This is a genomic window from Streptococcus sp. 11-4097 (genome assembly GCF_018215285.2).
GTDB lineage: Bacteria > Bacillota > Bacilli > Lactobacillales > Streptococcaceae > Streptococcus.
Genome location: NZ_CP185262.1, coordinates 14,907 through 31,806, shown reverse-complemented (window position 1 = coordinate 31,806; position 16,900 = coordinate 14,907). Strand labels below are relative to the sequence as shown.

General features: G+C 43.3%; 12 protein-coding genes, 2 tRNA genes, 3 rRNA genes, 1 other RNA gene and 1 pseudogene. 1 reads left to right on the top strand and 18 read right to left on the bottom strand.

Annotation, left to right across the window (positions count from 1 at the left end; all coding sequences use genetic code 11):
* The first annotated feature begins 84 nt into the window (after nucleotides 1-84).
* Entirely contained in the window at nucleotides 85-1,095 is a 1,011-nt protein-coding gene (locus tag KB197_RS00170; RefSeq protein ID WP_064275760.1) for a YeiH family protein, read from the top strand.
* A gap of 31 nt (nucleotides 1,096-1,126) precedes the next feature.
* On the opposite strand, the gene KB197_RS00165 is transcribed toward KB197_RS00170, so the two are convergent.
* From KB197_RS00165 to KB197_RS00080, 18 genes and pseudogenes are all read right to left on the bottom strand, one after another.
* Nucleotides 1,127-1,564 carry a CoA-binding protein gene (locus KB197_RS00165; RefSeq protein ID WP_000076477.1) on the bottom strand — a complete coding sequence of 146 codons (438 nt, stop codon included), beginning with the start codon at nucleotides 1,562-1,564 and terminating at the stop codon, nucleotides 1,127-1,129.
* 119 nt (nucleotides 1,565-1,683) lie between these two features.
* Nucleotides 1,684-2,652, bottom strand: coding sequence for a ribose-phosphate diphosphokinase (locus tag KB197_RS00160; protein ID WP_000010168.1), 969 nt, complete (start codon nucleotides 2,650-2,652; stop codon nucleotides 1,684-1,686).
* 145 nt (nucleotides 2,653-2,797) lie between these two features.
* Nucleotides 2,798-3,613 carry a PrsW family glutamic-type intramembrane protease gene (locus tag KB197_RS00155; protein ID WP_212573907.1) on the bottom strand — a complete coding sequence of 272 codons (816 nt, stop codon included), beginning with the start codon at nucleotides 3,611-3,613 and terminating at the stop codon, nucleotides 2,798-2,800.
* Nucleotides 3,614-3,637: 24 nt separating this feature from the next.
* On the bottom strand, nucleotides 3,638-4,135 hold the full coding sequence (locus KB197_RS00150; protein ID WP_070842477.1) for a beta-class carbonic anhydrase: 498 nt from the start codon (nucleotides 4,133-4,135) through the stop codon (nucleotides 3,638-3,640).
* A gap of 159 nt (nucleotides 4,136-4,294) precedes the next feature.
* Entirely contained in the window at nucleotides 4,295-4,990 is a 696-nt protein-coding gene (locus tag KB197_RS00145; protein ID WP_049491939.1) for a TIGR00266 family protein, read from the bottom strand.
* Between the two features lie 70 nt (nucleotides 4,991-5,060).
* The gene (radA, locus tag KB197_RS00140) at nucleotides 5,061-6,422 is read right to left on the bottom strand and encodes a DNA repair protein RadA (protein ID WP_421127968.1); all 1,362 of its coding nucleotides are present in this window, start codon (nucleotides 6,420-6,422) and stop codon (nucleotides 5,061-5,063) included.
* A 13-nt stretch (nucleotides 6,423-6,435) separates the two neighbouring features.
* Nucleotides 6,436-6,993, bottom strand: a complete 558-nt coding sequence (locus KB197_RS00135; RefSeq protein WP_004257648.1) for a histidine phosphatase family protein — start codon at nucleotides 6,991-6,993, stop codon at nucleotides 6,436-6,438.
* Nucleotides 6,953-7,396 (bottom strand): dUTP diphosphatase, encoded by a 444-nt coding sequence (locus tag KB197_RS00130; protein ID WP_004257643.1) that lies wholly within the window; start codon nucleotides 7,394-7,396, stop codon nucleotides 6,953-6,955. Before KB197_RS00130 ends, KB197_RS00135 begins: the two co-directional genes overlap by 41 nt.
* A 56-nt stretch (nucleotides 7,397-7,452) precedes the next feature.
* Nucleotides 7,453-7,550, bottom strand: an RNA gene (gene ffs, locus KB197_RS00125) — signal recognition particle sRNA small type.
* Between the two features lie 32 nt (nucleotides 7,551-7,582).
* Complete coding sequence (gene tadA, locus KB197_RS00120; RefSeq protein WP_064275757.1) at nucleotides 7,583-8,050, bottom strand: tRNA adenosine(34) deaminase TadA; 468 nt, start codon at nucleotides 8,048-8,050, stop codon at nucleotides 7,583-7,585.
* A 199-nt stretch (nucleotides 8,051-8,249) separates the two neighbouring features.
* A complete protein-coding gene (locus KB197_RS00115) occupies nucleotides 8,250-9,536 on the bottom strand; it encodes an adenylosuccinate synthase (protein ID WP_001832534.1) in 1,287 nt (428 codons plus the stop codon).
* 230 nt (nucleotides 9,537-9,766) lie between these two features.
* Entirely contained in the window at nucleotides 9,767-10,003 is a 237-nt protein-coding gene (gene comW, locus KB197_RS00110) for a sigma(X)-activator ComW (protein ID WP_064275756.1), read from the bottom strand.
* A 268-nt stretch (nucleotides 10,004-10,271) separates the two neighbouring features.
* Nucleotides 10,272-11,502: pseudogene (locus KB197_RS00105) on the bottom strand (IS3 family transposase).
* Between the two features lie 206 nt (nucleotides 11,503-11,708).
* Nucleotides 11,709-11,782, bottom strand: a tRNA-Asn gene (locus KB197_RS00100).
* A gap of 5 nt (nucleotides 11,783-11,787) precedes the next feature.
* Nucleotides 11,788-11,903 (bottom strand): 5S ribosomal RNA (gene rrf, locus KB197_RS00095).
* Nucleotides 11,904-11,979: 76 nt separating this feature from the next.
* Nucleotides 11,980-14,881, bottom strand: a 23S ribosomal RNA gene (locus tag KB197_RS00090).
* Nucleotides 14,882-15,005: 124 nt separating this feature from the next.
* Nucleotides 15,006-15,078 (bottom strand) — tRNA-Ala (locus tag KB197_RS00085).
* Between the two features lie 51 nt (nucleotides 15,079-15,129).
* Nucleotides 15,130-16,675: ribosomal RNA gene (locus tag KB197_RS00080) — 16S ribosomal RNA — on the bottom strand.
* The 16S, 23S and 5S rRNA genes sit together here with 2 tRNA genes alongside, the layout of an rRNA operon.
* Between the last annotated feature and the right edge of the window lie 225 nt (nucleotides 16,676-16,900).

The following is a 16,900-nucleotide window of genomic DNA, read 5'->3' as shown; positions in this document are numbered from 1 at the left end:
TCAAATAATTGTTATCTCCACTTTCTATTTTACTTTTCCTCTTTACAGGTCTATAATGGTAACAGATTCTATTTGGAGGTTTTTATGTCATTTCTATCAAAAAATGGAGCAGGCATCTTGGCCTGCCTTCTCATTTCCATTCTATCTTGGTACTTAGGAGGATTCTTCCCTGTGATTGGCGCGCCTGTTTTTGCGATTTTTATGGGAATGCTCCTACACCCCTTCCTCTCGTCTTATAAACAACTGGATGCGGGATTGACCTTTAGTTCCAAGAAATTACTCCAATATGCCGTTATCTTGCTTGGTTTTGGTCTCAATATCTCGCAAGTCTTCGCAGTCGGACAATCTTCACTCCCTGTCATCCTATCCACCATCTCAATAGCCTTGATTGTTGCCTACCTCTTCCAGCGCTTCTTTGCACTGGACACAAAACTGGCTACCTTGATTGGAGTAGGTTCTTCTATCTGTGGGGGTTCGGCTATTGCTGCAACAGCGCCTGTTATCCATGCCAAGGAAAAGGAAGTCGCCCAAGCCATTTCCGTTATCTTTTTCTTCAATGTCTTGGCTGCACTTATCTTTCCGACTCTAGGAACCTGGCTTCATCTATCCAATGACGGCTTCGCCCTCTTTGCAGGAACTGCAGTCAATGATACTTCCTCTGTAACCGCCACAGCCAGCGCCTGGGACAGTCTCTACCAGACCAATACCCTCGAATCCGCAACCATTGTCAAACTCACACGAACACTAGCTATCATCCCCATCACTCTCTTTCTCTCCTACTGGCAAAGTCGCCAACAAGAAAATAAGCAAGGATTGCAACTGAAAAAAGTCTTCCCACTTTTTATCCTTTACTTCATCCTTGCATCTCTCCTAACTACCCTCCTGACCTCTCTTGGTGTGTCCAGTAGTTTCTTTACCCCACTCAAACAACTCTCCAAATTTCTCATTATCATGGCCATGAGTGCTATCGGTCTCAAAACCAATCTGGTAGCTATGGTCAAATCCAGCGGAAAATCCATTGTTCTCGGAGCCATCTGCTGGATTGCCATCATCCTGACCAGTCTTGGGATGCAGACCCTTATCGGCATTTTCTAACACAAAAGGTAGCCCACCAGCTACCTTTTTCTTATGCTTCCTCAATCAAGCGTGTATGTTCTCTCTTAATACAACGATTCATCACGATATCATCACATCCACCAGCACGCAAGATTTCTTCCGCTTCTAGACTTTCAAGTCCTAGCTGTGCCCAAAAAATCTTAGCATCAGCCTTGAGAAAATCACGCGCCACATCTGGCAAAAACTCACTGCGCCGGTAAACATTAACAATATCTACAGGAAAAGGAATCTCTGCTAGACTAGCATAAGCCTTTTCACCCAATATTTCACCACCTGCAGCCTTGGGATTGACTGGGATGATTTTATAACCCCGAGCCTGCATTTCCTTGGTTACTCGATTGCTAGTTGTTTCTTCACGGTCTGACAAGCCCACCACAGCAAGGGTTTTACTCGTTGCGAGATACTGACGAATCACGCCATCACTTGGATTGATAAATTCTTGACTCATAGAAATCCTCCTTTTCATCAGTATAGCACATTTTGAAAAGGCTTGCAGATTTTTAATATAAAAACCTCCTAGCAGTTCATTCACTTCTGCTAGGAGTATGTTTTATTCTAAGTGAAAACTTAAATCTTTTTCTCAATACTGAAAAGTGGAGAAAGTGGGCGTTTTTCATGGATACGTACAATAGCATCCCCTAGGAGATGAGCGATTGAAATTTGCTCAATCTTATCAATCAAACGCTCTTCTGGGAGATAGATGGTATCCAAAACAACCAATTTCTTAATAGCTGAATTTTGGATATTGTCCATAGCAGGACCAGAAAGAACTGGGTGCGTACAGCTTGCATAGACTTCAACAGCACCAGCTTCTGCAAGGGCATCTGCCGCATGACAAATCGTTCCAGCAGTATCAATCATATCATCAATCAAGATACAAGTCTTGCCTTCGACCTTACCGATGATGTTCATGACTTCACTAGTATTCATCTTATCAACACTGCGACGTTTGTCGATGATAGCGATAGATGTTTTCAAAAACTCAGCCAACTTACGAGCACGAGTCACTCCTCCATGGTCTGGGCTGACAACCACATAGTCAGAACCAACCATGCCACGACGCTCAAAATAATCCGCAATCAGAGGAGCTCCCATCAAATGATCCACAGGAATATCAAAGAATCCTTGAATCTGCGCAGCATGCAAGTCGATGGTCAATAAACGATCCACTCCAGCTACTTCAAGCATATTTGCGACAAGTTTTGAAGTGATTGGCTCACGCGCTCTCGCCTTTCTATCCTGACGTGCATACCCATAGTAAGGCATGACAACATTGACAGATTCTGCACTCGCACGCTTCAAAGCATCCACCATAATCAAAATTTCAAGCAGATTGTCATTTACAGGCGAGCTAGTTGATTGTAGGATAAAGACGTGTTTCCCACGGATTGATTCTTCGATGTTGACCTGAATCTCTCCATCTGAAAATTGGCGAACACTTGATTTCCCCAACTCTATCCCAATCTCCTGCGCCACACGTTTTGCCAATTCTTGATTAGAAGAAAGGGCAAACAGCTTTAAATCAGAAAAAGACATGATTTCCTCCGGTATATATGTATCGCTTGTGCTTTTCACAAGATTTTTCCATTTACCATTGTAGCGCTTTTTGCACTATTTTTCAATCAAAAATAAAAGAAGGGCACCATATTTGTGCCCCTGCATCATTCTTTTGAAAAATATTCTAGTTCATCAACTCATTGTGCTTCTCAACAAAACGATAAGCCTGATAAAAACCATAAAGAGTAGTAGCCATAACTACTGGAATCGCTAAGGGTAACTCTGTCTCTAATTCAACAAACGGAGAATTAAACAGGAAGTGAGTTCCCAAGGCTAAACCTAGGAAAATAAGGCCCTGTTTCTTGCCAATCTTCTGTCCTTTATAGGCTCTGTAAAGCAAGTAAACACCTACTACAGCCAAACCTGAAAAAGTCCAGTGAGAGGCAATTCCTGAGATGATACGCTCTAAAATTCGCGAAATAGTAAAGTCAAAACCCTCTGGTAAATCCGTACGAATGTAGCCAATATCCTCAATCATTTGGAATCCCAAACCAGAAGCAATCCCTAGTAAAAACAAAGATTTTAATTTTCGGACATGAAGCAAAGCTAAAACAAAGACAAGTGGCAATAATTTCAAGGGTTCTTCTACCAAAGGAGCCACAATAGCACTTTCAAAGGCATTTAAAAATGCACTATCTGGGAAAAGAATACCCAGCAAGTCATGGATATAGGTATTAGCAAAGCTAGACAACCAGCCTGCAAGGAACATCCCACCCAATAAAGACAGAATCAAGGCCTTCTTTGGCAATTCCCATTTTTTCCCAATACGGAAAAGGAAATAAAGAGCCGGAATCATGTAAAAGAGAGCTAGAAAGATAGAAACTCCCATGAGTCCATATTCCGCACCTGACATCAAACCATCCGTATAGTAGATGGTTTCATATTGTAAACCAATACATAGCAATAAGATAAAAATAAATAAAATGCTGTTTTTCTTCATACACTTTCTTTCTAAATGAAGTATTTATAATTCTACGACTGTCATCCTTCCTGTATCCACATCGTAAACCGCACCTGAAATAACAACATCGTCTGGTATTAGGTGAGACTCGATAAGAAGTTGCATGTCCTCGCGTACACTCTCCTCTATATCTTGAAAAGGCAAGAAATCCTGATCTGACACATCGACACCTAGTTCCTCTTTTAAATACTCCTGAAAAGGACCATTTTCAAAGGTCTGTGCACCACAGTCTGTATGATGGAGCACCACAATTTCCCTTGTCCCCATTTGTTGCTGGGAAATCACAAGCGAGCGAATCATATCATCTGTCACTCGCCCTCCAGCATTCCGCAAAATATGAGCATCTCCCAGAGCCAACCCAAGAGCTGGCGCAACGTGTAAACGCGAGTCCATACAGGTTACGATTGCAACCTTGGTCTTTGGTTTGATTGATAAATGAAGATCTCCATGCAGTTCTACATAGGCTTGATTGGCTTTTAAAAAATTTTCAAAATAGGACATGACAACTCACTTTCTAGTCTATCAGATAATTTGAACACCAAATTATTTATATCCTATCTTACCATCTTTTCTTTGTCTTGTCAGTTGTCAACCTTCATATAAAAAAACTGGGACAGAGACATCCAGCTTCTAGCTTGGGCTTCTGTCCTAGTTTTATTTTTATGAACCTTTTTGGATATACTTATTGAGCGATCCTGCAAAGCTCTGAAGATTGAGACTTTGTACGTAGACCTCACCAGTTCCTCGGAAGGTATTCACCACTCCTTCGCCTGTACCAATAGACTGCCAGAAGCTATTTTCTAAGTGGATATTATAGTCCAAATATTGACTCCAAGCCACCACATGGGCATTGTCAATGGTTATTTCTTGGTTTTGTAGCTCAATTTTCTTGATAGAGCCAAAAGCATTGGCCAAGAGAGTTCCCTGGCCTTGGGTAGTCATCACAAAGAGACCGCCTTGCCCTCCGAACAGAGCTTTACCAATAGACTGACTCTCCATAGTATAGGAAGCTGTACCATCAAGAGCTAGAAAAGCCCCATCATTCAGTCGATATTGTTTTTCACCTAGTTCAAGAGCAATTACTTGCCCAGGAGTATCTGGTGCTAGAGCAAGGTTCCCGTTATCAGACTCTGCTACAGCTTGAGTAATGAAGGTGCTTTCACCAGAAACCATTGAACGCCCTACAGCTTTGACAAAACGTCCCAAACCAGAACCGCTTGCATTGAGCTGGGTATTGAGACTTACATTAGGTGTATGGTAGACCATGCTACCGCGCTGAATAAAGACCGTTTCTCCTTGATTGAGTGACAACTCTACCAAAGGAAATTGCATATGACTGTCCATAGAAAATTTCATAAGAAATTCCTCCTTGTTTTAATAAATGTTAGCAATAAAATAATTAGTCATCTAAAGCTGACCATAACTATTAGGAGAATACCTTTTTCAAGACTTCCTGAATCGTTGTCACCCCAATAACCTGAATTTCCTTAGGCGGAGTGATTCCTGTCAAGGAATTCTTAGGTACATAAATCTTAGTAAAGCCCAGTTTAGCAGCTTCATTGATACGTTGCTCGATACGATTCACGCGCCGAATTTCTCCTGTCAAGCCCAGTTCGCCTACAAAACATTCCTGAGGATTAGTTGGCTTGTCCTTGTAGCTCGAAGCAATGGCAACTGCAACAGCTAAGTCAATCGCAGGTTCATCCAATTTGACACCCCCAGCAGATTTGAGATAGGCATCCTGATTTTGCAAGAGAAGTCCTGCACGCTTTTCCAAAACAGCCATAATCAGACTCACACGATTAAAATCAAGCCCAGTCGTTGTACGTTTGGCATTTCCAAACATGGTCGGTGTCACCAAAGCCTGAACCTCCGCCAAAATCGGACGCGTCCCTTCCATGGTCACAACGATTGACGAGCCAGTAGCCCCATCCAAACGCTCCTCTAGGAAAACTTGACTCGGATTGAGCACCTCAACCAATCCCCCCGACTGCATCTCAAAAATCCCAATCTCATTGGTGGAGCCAAACCGGTTTTTGACCGCTCTTAAAATACGGAAGGTATGGTGACGCTCCCCTTCAAAGTAAAGCACCGTATCCACCATATGCTCTAGCATACGAGGACCAGCCAAGGTTCCTTCCTTGGTCACATGACCTACGATAAAGATGGCAATGTTATTGGTCTTGGCCAGCTGCATAAGCTCAGCCGTCACCTCACGCACTTGAGAAACAGACCCCTGCACCCCTGAAATCTCAGGAGACATAATAGTTTGGATAGAGTCAATAATGAGGAAGTCTGGTTGGATGCGCTCCACCTCAGTTCGAACACTCTGCATATTGGTCTCTGCATAAAGATAAAACTCGCTATCAATATCACCCAAGCGCTCTGCTCGTAGCTTAATCTGCTGGGCAGACTCCTCCCCACTGACGTAGAGAACAGTCCCAACTTGAGACAGCTGAGTTGAGACTTGTAGGAGAAGGGTTGATTTCCCAATCCCAGGATCCCCACCTATGAGGACGAGACTTCCTGGTACCACTCCGCCTCCAAGTACACGGTTGAATTCCTCCATCTCTGTCTTGGTTCGATTGACGTTGATTGAAGTCACCTCAGCCAGTTTCATGGGCTTAGTTTTCTCACCTGTCAAGGATACACGTGCATTCTTGACCTCGGCAACCTCAACCTCTTCTACAAAAGAAGACCAAGACCCACAGTTAGGACAACGTCCCAGATATTTAGGGGAATTATAGCCACAATTTTGACATACAAATGTCGCTTTTTTCTTTGCGATAATAAACCTCTTTCTATATCTCTATCTCACACTCAATTACTTGGCAAAAATCAATCTTCTCATTTGGCACAAACTGGCGCATGAGCATGTTGTGAGTTACCACTATCACGGTCTGGTAATCTCGATACTTAGCCATACATTCTAGAAAACGAGACTTCATCTTCACAGCTGTCTCATATTGAATAGGACTATTAGGAAGTAACTCCCCATTATTTTCTAGAAATATAGCACGAGCTTTTTCAAAATTATCTGTGCCACTTTCATAGACCTGCCACTCATGCAATAATGGTTCCACTCTCAAAGGAAGTCCAGTAACACAAGCCACATAAGAAGCCGTTTCTAAAGCTCTTGTGACTGCAGAAGATACGATTATTTCAGCTGAAGGGAGTAAAGGATTGGTGCTCAGTTTCTGGGCTTGCTGCCGTCCCTTCTCAGACAAGGGGGCCAAATCTATCCCAAATCCCGTATAAGAACGCTCCTCTAACTCACGATAATCTGGCTCCCCGTGACGTACAAAGATAATCTTCATTCTAGTGCCCGGTCGATCCAAATCCACCAGTTCGAACGCCATCAGCCATATCTCCATCTGCAATTAAGAAAGGAGCAAAGACAGCCTGGACCACACGTTCCCCAACTTCAAGAACAACTTCTTGATCTGTAATATTCTTCATCTGAGCAAAAATATGCCCTTCATTCCCAGTATTGCCATAATAATCCCCATCAATGACCCCAACCGAGTTAATTAAAACTAAGCCCTTCTTACGAGGGTTTGAAGAACGATCATAAAGGTAAAGAACCTCAGTCGGCTGCATATAAGCCTTAACCCCTGTCGGAACCAAGACAATCTCTCCTGGCGCAATAACCGTACGCACAGCAACCTTTAAGTCGTAACCAGCCGCATGCGCTGTCTCACGCTTTGGCAATAAATTTTCATCTGTAAAACTAGAAACCAATTCAAAACCACGAATTTTCATCATCTTCTCTTTTCTATTATCATTTATTCTAGATTATTCTATCTTATTTATTCGGAAAAAGCACGAAAAAAAGAGCACACAATTCAAATCGCTTAGGGCTGCTGGATTCCTCCCCTGACCCGCTTCACGCAGAACTGTTGCTCCACTATTTATTATATCACATTCCTGTTCATTTTAAAAGCAAAATTATTTTTTCCGTCTATTTCTAAAAAAATCCTGCATAATAGCTGCGCATTCATCTTCCAAAATTCCTGTTTCAACCTCCACACGATGATTGAGACGCTCATCTGTCAAGATATCGTACAAACTCCCAGCAGCGCCAAATTTCTGGTTTTTAGCCCCATAGACCACGTTTGGAATACGGGCGAGTCCAATCGCCCCACTACACATGACACAAGGCTCAATGGTCACAAAAAGCGTGCAATCCAGCAAGCGCCAGCTCTCCTCACTCAGGTTCGCATTCTCTATGGCCATAATCTCCGCATGCATAACCGCTCGTTGCAGTTCCTCACGCGCATTATGCCCGCGACCAATGATTTCTCCGTCCTTGACAATCACACAACCAATTGGAATTTCATCGTGTTCAAGAGCAATCTCAGCCTCTCTCAAAGCCTCCCTCATAAAGCCTTCTTTTTCTTCAACTGTATAATTCATCCGTTTCTCTTTTCCTACTTATCGATTTTATTATTATATCATGAATCCCAACACAAAAAAAGCCACCGAATGCGGTGACTTTATAGGGAGATTATTATGAAAAAGAAAAGTTTAGGATATTTGTTACAACAAGTTAGGAGGTCTTCTTGTAACTGTCTATAGTATACCCGACCTATCTTAAACAAATCTTAAAAATCTCTTAGGACCAAACACTTTCTAAAATATTTGTTTGTTCACGACCAGGACCTACTGAGAAAGTAGAAATACGAACGCCAACCAATTCACTCACACGACGAACATAGTTACGCGCATTCTCCGGAAGATCTTCCAAATTACGAACTCCAGTAATATCTTCTGACCAACCTGGTAACTCTTCATAAATAGGCTTGCAACGTTTCAATTGCTCAAGACTAGCTGGATAGTAGTCAATACGTTGACCATCAAGATCATAGGCCACACAGATTTTCACTGTATCTAAACCACTCAAAACATCGATAGAGTTCAATGAAAGGTTAGTGATACCAGAAACACGACGACTATGACGCATCACAACTGAGTCAAACCAACCCACACGACGTGGACGACCAGTTGTTGTACCATACTCATGACCTACTTCACGAATGCGTTCTCCCACTTCATCAAACAACTCAGTTGGAAAAGGACCGTCTCCTACACGACTCGTATAGGCTTTACATACACCAACAACCTTGTCAATCTTACTTGGACCAACACCAGAACCAATCGTAACACCACCAGCCACAGGGTTTGATGACGTAACAAATGGATACGTACCTTGGTCGATATCTAGCATAACACCTTGTGCACCTTCAAAAAGCACACGTTTACCGTTATCAAGTGCATCATTCAAAATGACAGATGTATCTGTCACATACTTCTTGATTTGTTGACCGTATTCATAATATTCTTCAAAAATATCATCAAAAGCAATCGCTTTACTGTCATACAATTTTTCAAAAAGACGATTCTTTTCAGCAAGGTTACGTTCTAAACGCTCACGGAAAATATCTTTATCCAAAAGATCTGCAATACGAATCCCAACACGAGCAGCCTTGTCCATATAAGCTGGACCAATTCCCTTAATTGTAGTACCAATCTTATTGTCGCCCTTAGCTTCTTCTTGCAAACGGTCTAACTCGATATGATAAGGCAAAATAACATGCGCGCGATCAGAAATACGCAAGTTATCAGTTGTCACACCCTCCTCATGAAGATAGCTCAACTCTTTCACAAGAGATTTAGGATTTACAACCATACCATTCCCAATAACAGAGATTTTTTCAGGGAAGAAAATCCCAGATGGAATCAAGTGCAACTTAAATTTCTTACCATCGATCACAATCGTGTGACCTGCATTATCACCACCTTGGTAACGTGCAATCACTTCTGCATTCGCTGAAAGGAAGTCTGTAATCTTCCCTTTACCTTCATCACCCCATTGGGTACCTACAACAACAACTGAAGTCATAATCTTGTCTGAGCCCTCAGGCTCTTCCTTTCTCACATACATGGCAGGACTCTCACCTGCAATTATATCTTACAATTTATTATAAGAAAAAATCGCCTTTTTATCAAGAAGAAACAATAGAAAGATTTGCTATTTCCAACTATTAAAAAATGTTTTAGAAAAAATTCCGGCTATTTATTATTATATTGCAATAAAAAAGTAAGTTTGTTCGGAAATTAACTCATATTGTCTCAACAAGCAACAAAACCTTGTTTCATTATCAATTTTTCAAGATATAAGCGATAAGCAACACGATAATGGTAAACGATAAAATCCCGATGACTCACAATACGATATCGGACAAGATAATAAATCAAAAACTTAAAATGAACATGTTCCCAATCAAAATTATCACCGAAGAACATACCATACTCTTCTTCAATATTTCTATAAAAATCCATCATCTGATCATAAATACTTTGTAGCATAAATATATACTCCTTTTCTTTTTATGACCTTATTCTAACAAAAAATTATAAACAGTTATTATAAAATCCTGAATTGCTCAAATACCAACCTCAAAAAGATAACAATTAGGAAAAGTTGACAGAATAGGAAGAAATCTACTACCTAAATTAGACTATTATAGACCTTATTAACTGTGTTAAATACTAAAAGAGACTGAGGTAAAAATCTTAAATTGAGAAAAACGCATAGCATCAGATTGTACTGACCCCAAAAAGTTAGACAATTAATTTATCTGAAGGATTTAGTTCTGTATTGCACAGGGCTAAGCCCTTTTAGTTTTACCTTAATTCGTTTATTGTTGTAGTAATCAATATAGTCTACAATGGCTTGTTCCAATTGCTAAGCGACTGAAATGACTTCTCATAACCATAAAACATCTCCGATTTCAGAATGCCAAAAAAGGACTCCATCATACCGTTGTCTTGGCTGTTACCTTTACGTGACATGGATGCTTGAATTCCCTTACTATCTAGGAACCGATGGTAAGAATCGTGTTGGTATTGCCAACCTTGGTCACTATGGAGAATCGTATTCTCGTAGTGCTTCTCTGTGAAGGACTGTTCCAACATGGTTTTTACTTGTGCTAAGTTCGGTGAAGTTGAAAGATTATAGGCAATAATTTCGCTATTAAAGCCATCTAAAACAGGCGATAAATACAATTTCTGCGTGCTATTTGGAATGGCAAATTCTGTCACATCTGTGTAGCACTTTTCCATTGTTTTAGAGCCTTCAAATTGACGTTGAATGAGATTATCTGCCTTCTTACCAACATCTCCTTTATGAGAAGAATATTTTCGTTTCTGTCGCATTTTAGCTTGTAAATTGAGTACTTTCATCAAGCGTTGAACTCTTTTCTGATTTACCAGATAACCACGATTTCTTAGTTCTAAATGAATCCGACGATAACCATAATTTCCTTTGTGTTTGATAAAAATAGATTGAATTTCAGCTTTAAGCTCTTGGTTCTTATCTGGTTTGTCTAGCTGTTTCAAGTGATAGTAGTAGGTCGAACGAGCTAGTTTAATGGCTTTTAGAAGAATATCTAACGAAAACTCAGTCATTAATTCTTGAACAATTTCTGTCTTTCTTCTTTCTCTTTTTTCTCCTTCAATCGGAGTTCTCTCAACTTTTTTAGGATGGCATTCTCCGCTCTCAGGTACTCATTTTCTGCTTGAAGACGTTCTAATTCTGTCCTCTCTTCAGGTCTCTTTTTTGGCTTACGTCCCATTTTAGGTACTCTCCCTTAAGACTTTATGAATCATTTCTTGTTTTAAATCAGGAGAATAGTAACGATTTTTCCTTTTTAGACGAACTCTATTCCGTAACGATCAATCAATTTAATCATGTATCTAAGATTAGAATTGTTTATCCCAAATTTATTTGAAAGCTTCTCTAAGCCATATCCTTGTTTTCTAAGTTCATAGATCTTAACTTTATCATTATAATAAATTAATTTCATAATAAAAATACCCCAAAAGTTAGATTATTTCTGTCTAACTTTTGGGGTGCAGTTCAAAGTTAGATTTTTCAGACTATTTTTTAAATCTTTCTCAAGGACAAATATAAAATCGTCAACACTTTGAAAACTTCAAAAAAAGGATTTTCATCGCTATAAACATCAAAAAAGAAAGGACGAAATGTGTCCTTTCTTGTTTTTCTTAACTACTCCGCCAGTAGGACTCGAACCTACGACATCATGATTAACAGTCATGCGCTACTACCAACTGAGCTATGGCGGATTAAAGCTAAGCGACTTCCATATCTCACAGGGGGCAACCCCCAACTACTTCCGGCGTTCTAGGGCTTAACTTCTGTGTTCGGCATGGGTACAGGTGTATCTCCTAGGCTATCGTCACTTAACTCTGAGTAATACCTACTCAAAATTGAATATCTATTCAAACTAAGAAAACCGTTCGCTTTCATATTCTCAGTTACTTTGGATAAGTCCTCGAGCTATTAGTATTAGTCCGCTACATGTGTCGCCACACTTCCACTTCTAACCTATCTACCTGATCATCTCTCAGGGCTCTTACTGATATAAAATCATGGGAAATCTCATCTTGAGGTGGGTTTCACACTTAGATGCTTTCAGCGTTTATCCCTTCCCTACATAGCTACCCAGCGATGCCTTTGGCAAGACAACTGGTACACCAGCGGTAAGTCCACTCTGGTCCTCTCGTACTAGGAGCAGATCCTCTCAAATTTCCTACGCCCGCGACGGATAGGGACCGAACTGTCTCACGACGTTCTGAACCCAGCTCGCGTGCCGCTTTAATGGGCGAACAGCCCAACCCTTGGGACCGACTACAGCCCCAGGATGCGACGAGCCGACATCGAGGTGCCAAACCTCCCCGTCGATGTGAACTCTTGGGGGAGATAAGCCTGTTATCCCCAGGGTAGCTTTTATCCGTTGAGCGATGGCCCTTCCATACGGAACCACCGGATCACTAAGCCCGACTTTCGTCCCTGCTCGAGTTGTAGCTCTCGCAGTCAAGCTCCCTTATACCTTTACACTCTGCGAATGATTTCCAACCATTCTGAGGGAACCTTTGGGCGCCTCCGTTACCTTTTAGGAGGCGACCGCCCCAGTCAAACTGCCCGTCAGACACTGTCTCCGATAGGGATCACCTATCCGGGTTAGAGTGGCCATAACACAAGGGTAGTATCCCAACAACGTCTCCTTCGAAACTGGCGTCCCGATCTCATAGACTCCTACCTATCCTGTACATGTGGTACAGACACTCAATATCAAACTGCAGTAAAGCTCCATGGGGTCTTTCCGTCCTGTCGCGGGTAACCTGCATCTTCACAGGTACTAAAATTTCACCGAGTCTCTCGTTGAGACAGTGCCCAAATCATTACGCCTTTCGTGCGGGTCGGAACTTACCCGACAAGGAATTTCGCTACCTTAGGACCGTTATAGTTACGGCCGCCGTTTACTGGGGCTTCAATTCATACCTTCGCTTACGCTAAGCACTCCTCTTAACCTTCCAGCACCGGGCAGGCGTCACCCCCTATACATCATCTTACGATTTAGCAGAGAGCTGTGTTTTTGATAAACAGTTGCTTGGGCCTATTCACTGCGGCTGACGTAAAGTCAGCACCCCTTCTCCCGAAGTTACGGGGTCATTTTGCCGAGTTCCTTAACGAGAGTTCTCTCGCTCACCTGAGGCTACTCGCCTCGACTACCTGTGTCGGTTTGCGGTACGGGTAGAGTATGTTTAAACGCTAGAAGCTTTTCTTGGCAGTGTGACGTCACTAACTTCGCTACTAAACTTCGCTCCCCATCACAGCTCAATGTTATAGATATAAGCATTTGACTCATATCACACCTCACTGCTTAGACAGACTCTTCCAATCGTCTGCTTTAGTTAGCCTACTGCGTCCCTCCATCACTACATACTCTAGTACAGGAATATCAACCTGTTTTCCATCGGATACACCTTTCGGTCTCTCCTTAGGTCCCGACTAACCCAGGGCGGACGAGCCTTCCCCTGGAAACCTTAGTCTTACGGTGGACAGGATTCTCACCTGTCTTTCGCTACTCATACCGGCATTCTCACTTCTATGCGTTCCAGCGCTCCTCACGGTACACCTTCATCACACATAGAACGCTCTCCTACCATACCTATAAAGGTATCCACAGCTTCGGTAAATTGTTTTAGCCCCGGTACATTTTCGGCGCAGGGTCACTCGACTAGTGAGCTATTACGCACTCTTTGAATGAATAGCTGCTTCTAAGCTAACATCCTAGTTGTCTGTGCAACCCCACATCCTTTTCCACTTAACAATTATTTTGGGACCTTAGCTGGTGGTCTGGGCTGTTTCCCTTTCGACTACGGATCTTAGCACTCGCAGTCTGACTGCCGACCATAATTCATTGGCATTCGGAGTTTATCTGAGATTGGTAATCCGGGATGGACCCCTCACCCAAACAGTGCTCTACCTCCAAGAATCTCTAATGTCGACGCTAGCCCTAAAGCTATTTCGGAGAGAACCAGCTATCTCCAAGTTCGTTTGGAATTTCTCCGCTACCCACAAGTCATCCAAGCACTTTTCAACGTGCCCTGGTTCGGTCCTCCAGTGCGTCTTACCGCACCTTCAACCTGCTCATGGGTAGGTCACATGGTTTCGGGTCTACGTCATGATACTAAGGCGCCCTATTCAGACTCGGTTTCCCTACGGCTCCGTCTCTTCAACTTAACCTCGCATCATAACGTAACTCGCCGGTTCATTCTACAAAAGGCACGCTCTCACCCATTAACGGGCTCGAACTTGTTGTAGGCACACGGTTTCAGGTTCTATTTCACTCCCCTCCCGGGGTGCTTTTCACCTTTCCCTCACGGTACTGGTTCACTATCGGTCACTAGGGAGTATTTAGGGTTGGGAGATGGTCCTCCCAGATTCCGACGGGATTTCACGTGTCCCGCCGTACTCAGGATACTGCTAGGTACAAAGACTATTTTAAATACGAGGCTATTACTCTCTTTGGCTGATCTTCCCAAATCATTCTTCTATAATCTTTGAGTCCACATTGCAGTCCTACAACCCCGAAGAGTAAACTCTTCGGTTTGCCCTTCTGCCGTTTCGCTCGCCGCTACTAAGGCAATCGCTTTTGCTTTCTCTTCCTGCAGCTACTTAGATGTTTCAGTTCACTGCGTCTTCCTCCTCACATCCTTAACAGATGCGGGTAACAGGTAGTACCTGTTGGGTTCCCCCATTCGGAAATCCCTGGATCATCGCTTACTTACAGCTACCCAAGGCATATCGTCGTTTGTCACGTCCTTCTTCGGCTCCTAGTGCCAAGGCATCCACCGTGCGCCCTTATTAACTTAACCTTATTTTCTGACCTTTCAGTCATAAACTCTTATTAATACTACAGCGTTTTCGGTTTATTTTCTTGTTACTATTTGATATAGATATTCAATTTTCAATGTGCATTACTTGGTGATCTCTCACCAATGGAGCCTAGCGGGATCGAACCGCTGACCTCCTGCGTGCAAAGCAGGCGCTCTCCCAGCTGAGCTAAGGCCCCACAAGACCTCTCAAGACTAAACAAGACCAATGCGCAATTCCTTATCCTTAGAAAGGAGGTGATCCAGCCGCACCTTCCGATACGGCTACCTTGTTACGACTTCACCCCAATCATCTATCCCACCTTAGGCGGCTGGCTCCTTACGGTTACCTCACCGACTTCGGGTGTTACAAACTCTCGTGGTGTGACGGGCGGTGTGTACAAGGCCCGGGAACGTATTCACCGCGGCGTGCTGATCCGCGATTACTAGCGATTCCGACTTCATGTAGGCGAGTTGCAGCCTACAATCCGAACTGAGACTGGCTTTAAGAGATTAGCTTGCCGTCACCGGCTTGCGACTCGTTGTACCAGCCATTGTAGCACGTGTGTAGCCCAGGTCATAAGGGGCATGATGATTTGACGTCATCCCCACCTTCCTCCGGTTTATTACCGGCAGTCTCGCTAGAGTGCCCAACTGAATGATGGCAACTAACAATAGGGGTTGCGCTCGTTGCGGGACTTAACCCAACATCTCACGACACGAGCTGACGACAACCATGCACCACCTGTCACCTCTGTCCCGAAGGAAAGCTCTATCTCTAGAGCGGTCAGAGGGATGTCAAGACCTGGTAAGGTTCTTCGCGTTGCTTCGAATTAAACCACATGCTCCACCGCTTGTGCGGGCCCCCGTCAATTCCTTTGAGTTTCAACCTTGCGGTCGTACTCCCCAGGCGGAGTGCTTAATGCGTTAGCTACGGCACTAAACCCCGGAAAGGGTCTAACACCTAGCACTCATCGTTTACGGCGTGGACTACCAGGGTATCTAATCCTGTTTGCTCCCCACGCTTTCGAGCCTCAGCGTCAGTTACAAGCCAGAGAGCCGCTTTCGCCACCGGTGTTCCTCCATATATCTACGCATTTCACCGCTACACATGGAATTCCACTCTCCCCTCTTGCACTCAAGTTAAACAGTTTCCAAAGCGTACTATGGTTAAGCCACAGCCTTTAACTTCAGACTTATCTAACCGCCTGCGCTCGCTTTACGCCCAATAAATCCGGACAACGCTCGGGACCTACGTATTACCGCGGCTGCTGGCACGTAGTTAGCCGTCCCTTTCTGGTAAGATACCGTCACAGTGTGAACTTTCCACTCTCACACTCGTTCTTCTCTTACAACAGAGCTTTACGATCCGAAAACCTTCTTCACTCACGCGGCGTTGCTCGGTCAGACTTCCGTCCATTGCCGAAGATTCCCTACTGCTGCCTCCCGTAGGAGTCTGGGCCGTGTCTCAGTCCCAGTGTGGCCGATCACCCTCTCAGGTCGGCTATGTATCGTCGCCTTGGTGAGCCGTTACCCCACCAACTAGCTAATACAACGCAGGTCCATCTGGTAGTGATGCAATTGCACCTTTTAAGCAAATGTCATGCAACATCTACTCTTATGCGGTATTAGCTATCGTTTCCAATAGTTATCCCCCGCTACCAGGCAGGTTACCTACGCGTTACTCACCCGTTCGCAACTCATCCGGAGAAGCAAGCTCCTCCTTCAGCGTTCTACTTGCATGTATTAGGCACGCCGCCAGCGTTCGTCCTGAGCCAGGATCAAACTCTCATTAAAAGTTTGAGTTCTCACTCATTTCTGTCACTGACAGATTTATTGTTTTTTTCATTGTTCAGTACTACAACCTTAGTTGTAGTGCCCTGCACATTGGTTCGTCTTGTTCAGTTTTCAAAGGTCTTTGTCACTTGCTTCTCTCAAGTGACAACTATATTAGTATATCACAGTCGCTTTCGCTTGTCAACACTTTTTTGAAACTTTTTTAATCTTTTTTCATCAAGTGCC

What these genes read in the sequence shown, in the direction of transcription:
- KB197_RS00160 (WP_000010168.1), bottom strand. Translation starts at nt 2,652, where the DNA reads ATGTCTTTTTCTGATTTAAAGCTGTTTGCCCTTTCTTCTAATCAAGAA.
- KB197_RS00150 (WP_070842477.1), bottom strand. Translation starts at nt 4,135, where the DNA reads ATGTCCTATTTTGAAAATTTTTTAAAAGCCAATCAAGCCTATGTAGAA.
- KB197_RS00115 (WP_001832534.1), bottom strand. Translation starts at nt 9,536, where the DNA reads ATGACTTCAGTTGTTGTTGTAGGTACCCAATGGGGTGATGAAGGTAAA.
- KB197_RS00135 (WP_004257648.1), bottom strand. Translation starts at nt 6,993, where the DNA reads ATGGCGTTCGAACTGGTGGATTTGGATCGACCGGGCACTAGAATGAAG.
- KB197_RS00170 (WP_064275760.1), top strand. Translation starts at nt 85, where the DNA reads ATGTCATTTCTATCAAAAAATGGAGCAGGCATCTTGGCCTGCCTTCTC.
- KB197_RS00130 (WP_004257643.1), bottom strand. Translation starts at nt 7,396, where the DNA reads ATGAAAATTCGTGGTTTTGAATTGGTTTCTAGTTTTACAGATGAAAAT.
- comW (WP_064275756.1), bottom strand. Translation starts at nt 10,003, where the DNA reads ATGCTACAAAGTATTTATGATCAGATGATGGATTTTTATAGAAATATT.
- KB197_RS00145 (WP_049491939.1), bottom strand. Translation starts at nt 4,990, where the DNA reads ATGAAATTTTCTATGGACAGTCATATGCAATTTCCTTTGGTAGAGTTG.
- tadA (WP_064275757.1), bottom strand. Translation starts at nt 8,050, where the DNA reads ATGAATTATACAGTTGAAGAAAAAGAAGGCTTTATGAGGGAGGCTTTG.
- KB197_RS00155 (WP_212573907.1), bottom strand. Translation starts at nt 3,613, where the DNA reads ATGAAGAAAAACAGCATTTTATTTATTTTTATCTTATTGCTATGTATT.
- KB197_RS00165 (WP_000076477.1), bottom strand. Translation starts at nt 1,564, where the DNA reads ATGAGTCAAGAATTTATCAATCCAAGTGATGGCGTGATTCGTCAGTAT.